Origin of the sequence: Thermogutta sp. (genome assembly GCF_014359955.1) — a bacterium.
In the GTDB taxonomy this organism is placed as follows: domain Bacteria; phylum Planctomycetota; class Planctomycetia; order Pirellulales; family Thermoguttaceae; genus Thermogutta.
Genome location: NZ_JACIYL010000428.1, coordinates 1 through 3,830 on the forward strand (window position 1 = coordinate 1; position 3,830 = coordinate 3,830).

At 56.8% G+C, this 3,830-nt stretch carries 4 protein-coding genes; 2 read left to right on the forward strand and 2 right to left on the reverse strand.

Annotated elements, in window-relative coordinates:
- The coding region (locus H5U08_RS12495; protein WP_297033541.1) for a CPBP family glutamic-type intramembrane protease at nt 1-742 on the forward strand (742 nt) is incomplete at its 5' end.
- A gap of 193 nt (nt 743-935) precedes the next feature.
- Nucleotides 936-1,583, forward strand: coding sequence for an OmpH family outer membrane protein (locus H5U08_RS12500; RefSeq protein WP_297033543.1), 648 nt, complete (start codon nt 936-938; stop codon nt 1,581-1,583).
- 37 nt (nt 1,584-1,620) lie between these two features.
- Here H5U08_RS12500 and H5U08_RS12505 read toward each other — a convergent pair whose 3' ends face one another.
- Nucleotides 1,621-2,532 carry an RraA family protein gene (locus tag H5U08_RS12505; RefSeq protein WP_297033546.1) on the reverse strand — a complete coding sequence of 304 codons (912 nt, stop codon included), beginning with the start codon at nt 2,530-2,532 and terminating at the stop codon, nt 1,621-1,623.
- Between the two features lie 71 nt (nt 2,533-2,603).
- A partial coding sequence (locus tag H5U08_RS12510) for a MoxR family ATPase (protein ID WP_366494517.1) occupies nt 2,604-3,830 on the reverse strand: 1,227 nt, incomplete at its 5' end.

The window sequence follows — 3,830 nt, forward strand, 5'->3', positions numbered from 1 at the left end:
ATCGGCCTCCGCACAACGGGCGCACTGGGCGATTATGCTCCTCAATGAGCAGCCGAGCGTTTCCACGCTTCTCTTAGTCATCGCCAGTGCGGGTGTGCTCGGGCCGCTCGTGGAAGAAATCGTATTCCGTCTTTTTGTTCAGGGATGGCTTCATGGGCACGAACTCCGCTGGCAGCGTCTCCGCAGTCGTCTCCGACGATTCGGCCGAGACCGCATGACCGCGGCAAGTGATGAGTTCGGAACGCTCAGATTTCGGCCGACATTCCGAAAACGCTGGGTTCCAGTCGGAGCTATGTCGGTCGCCCTTTCCGCATCCGTGTTCGCACTCCTCCATGCCCGATCCACCGACAATGTTCCCGCTCCGGAGACGATCCAACTGCTCCTCTGGGGACGCACGTTCGCCTACGTCCTGTTTCTCGTGTTTTTTTTCGCCTTTGTCGCACAACGGAATCCCTCCCTGTGGAGACAGCTAGGCCTGGTGCGGTCTTCCATTCTCTCAGATGTGGCCGTGGGACTGGGCTGGTTTGCTGCTGCGGCGCTGCCGATCTACGGTGTCCAGTTTTTTCTTTCCAGCATTGTCCCCGAGCCCATCGTGGTGGATCCGTTGACGATTCTCGGGGTGGGGATCATTCTCGGCGCTCTGTATGCGCGGACTGGCCGTCTTTTGCCGAGCGTTGTGTTTCACATGAGTCTCAATCTGACCAGTCTGCTGCTGGCGTGGCTGGTTGTGCAGTTTCAGTAGGACACATCCATGATACCCACAACGCACGACGACCGTGGCAGGTTCGTGACGGCGACACTCGGCGATTGTTCCACATCCTATATAGGGTGGAGATTATTCAGACACCCACGGCAACGGGTGTTTTCATGAGGACAAACCGTTACAATCGATGGGGTAAAGATGACACATTGGTTTATGCTGTGGGAGTCAGGCAATGCGCAAGTCACCTTGGAATTCCTTTCGACTGAGTTCGGTGTGGTTGCTCTCTATTTTGGTCCTTTGTGCTGGAGGCTGGTGGCTGGGTTACCACTGGCACGATTTTCCTCCCGCTGCACGGGCGGAAGGGGCTGCCGCTGATACGCAAGTTGATGCCCGAATCGGTGTTATCGATCTTCCCGCCGTGATGCAACGAATTCCCGAATTACGTGCCGAATTGACGGAGCTTCAGAGCGATGTGCAGCGGGCACAATCGCAGTTTCAGAAGCGACAGTCTGAACTTCTGTCGCTGCAAAAAGAATTGCAAACGCTCTCCCCGGAAAGTCAGGAGTTTCAACAGCGCCAGCAGACGCTACAGCAGCAAATGAGCCAACTCCAAACGGAAATGCAATTGCAGCAGCAACAGTTTTTCGAACGGGAGCGAAAGGCGTATCTCTCGGCTCTTGGCCGAATCGACGAGGCTGTGCAAAAAGTAGCCCGTGCCAAAGGACTGGTCATCGTCCTGAAACAATCCCGGCCTCCCGCTGCCACGTCTAACCCGCAGGAGCTTCTGTCCTACCTCGCGCGGGAAGTGATCTGGGCGGAACCCCAGCTCGATATCACAGACGATGTCATCCGGGAATTGCTGGGACCTGTGCAAAAATGAAAAGCAGGTTGATCGCCTCGCCATTCGGCAAGAGACGTCACTTCACAGAAACATCCTCTGGAATCCCCAGCGTCTCATAGAGGTGGCGTCGTCCCTCTTTGTCCGTCTCCAGGGTTTTTCGGGCATAAGAGGCAACCTGCTCGGCAAATTCACGTGGCACCACTATTACCCCATCACCGTCACCTGCAACCACGTCGCCGGGCCGTACGAGCACCCCGCCTACCTCCACGGGGCGATTGACCGACTCGATTAGGTTTCTGCCCGGACGTACCCCGCGCCCCGGTCCACGGAAATAAAGGGGGACTTTTTCGAGGGCAATTTCGTCGAGATCCCGGGCGGTGGCATCGGTGACAACGGCCACACAGCCGCGTCTCTTCCACCCCAGGATGTTGTTCGAGCCGATTGTCCCTACGTCTGCTTTGTCCGCGTCATCGATCACCACGACAGTCCCCGGCCGGATCAACGAGACGAAAGGTTCTGGTGAAAGATTTTGATACCAGTTACCCATCCACTTGTCGAACTGCTCAGGAGAAAGGGGCCCGGTGGCGGGCAAGTTGCTGGGGACATAGCGAACCGTGACGGCAATTCCCACGAATCGATGGCGCAGCTCCACCGGGTCTTTCCATGCGGGATGGATCTCTGGCGACATCAGTCCGACATTGCGGAGCCCTATCTGATCCATGGCATCACAAATGTCGGCGACACGGAGGCCTTCGAAGAGTTTCAAGATTCTTGCGTCTTCTTCCTCCGAATACACCGGTGTTTGCAAGAACGATTTACCTTTTCGAAGTTCTTCAATCGTGGGTTGGGACCCGCTTGCGGAGGCCATCTCCCCTGCCGCCGCCGGGAAAAGGAAAACGTCGGTGGCCATGTTCCCCCAAGCGAGCATCATGGCCGTCGCGATTCCACCCAGTAACCGGACTACTGCAATCCTGTGATTTCGCATCATTCCACCTCCGCGGGCTGCGCTCTTGTCGAGTCTGCCAGTGTCCATTTCCATTTAACCCAATCGAAACGACCCTATTGGGATGGATTTCTCGTCGGGGGTGGGGCGGCTTGAGGGATGGGTGCCGGTCTTGCAGCCGGAGGTGGCGACGGTATTGGCGAAGCAGCGGGTTCGTTTTGTGGGCTGCCGGCAACGGCCGCGCCTGGAGCAGGTGCCTCCGGAGCTTTGGAAACGCCCTTTCTCGCAGGACGCGGTCCTACGGGAATCGTTTCGCCATAAGTTGGTTCCGGAATCACCTCCAGGATTTTCTCAATGATTTGATCAACATCGACACCCTCGGCATCGGCATTGAAATTCGTAAAGATCCGGTGCCGCAGGACGGGAAACGCCATCGCACGGATATCGTCGGCAGTAACAGCAAACCGCCCATGAAGAATGGCGCGTGCTTTGGCCGTCAGAATGAGATTCTGCGCTGCCCGCGGACCGGCTCCCCATGCCAACCACTTTTTCACGAAGTCTGGACTGGGGGGATCTTTAGGGCGAGTGGCGCGAACCAGGTCCACCGCGTAATCGACCATGTGCTGAGAGGCGGGAACCTGACGCACCAGCTGCTGAATCCACAGGATATCCCGCCCGGTGAGTACCGGTTGGATTTCATGTCTCACAGTCTGGGTGGTGGCCATGACAATTTCCCGCTCCTCTGCCCGAGTGGGATAGGTGATGTTGATGGACAGCATGAAGCGGTCCAGTTGGGCCTCAGGAAGCGGGTAGGTTCCCTCCTGCTCAATGGGGTTTTGCGTGGCCATCACGAAGAACGGTTGCTCCAGTGGGTAAGTCTTTCCACCCACCGTCACTTCATACTCCTGCATCGCCTGGAGGAGAGCCGCCTGTGTCTTGGGTGGAGTTCGGTTAATCTCGTCGGCCAGAACGATATTGGCAAAAATCGGTCCATGCACAAATCGAAAACTTCGCTTTCCGGTCGTCGGATCGACGTCAATGATTTCCGTTCCCGTGATGTCGCTCGGCATCAGGTCGGGTGTGAACTGAATCCGACTGAATTTCAGGTGCATGGCCTTGGCCAGTGTGGAGACGGTCAGCGTTTTGGCGAGGCCGGGCACCCCAATTGTGAGGCAATGCCCACGGGCAAAGATGCAGATGATCATTTGTTCGATCATTTCATCCTGCCCGATAATAACTTTGTGTACTTCCTTTAAGAGTAGTTCCCGCGCGTGCGCCACGCGACGGACGGCTTCCTCAGGTGACATTTGAGAAGTTGTGGCGGAGTGTGTCTGGGACATGGT

Bases quoted from the DNA above. Each gene is read 5' to 3' on its own strand.
- H5U08_RS12500 (WP_297033543.1), top strand. From the start codon at position 936: ATGCGCAAGTCACCTTGGAATTCCTTTCGACTGAGTTCGGTGTGGTTG.
- H5U08_RS12505 (WP_297033546.1), bottom strand. From the start codon at position 2,532: ATGATGCGAAATCACAGGATTGCAGTAGTCCGGTTACTGGGTGGAATC.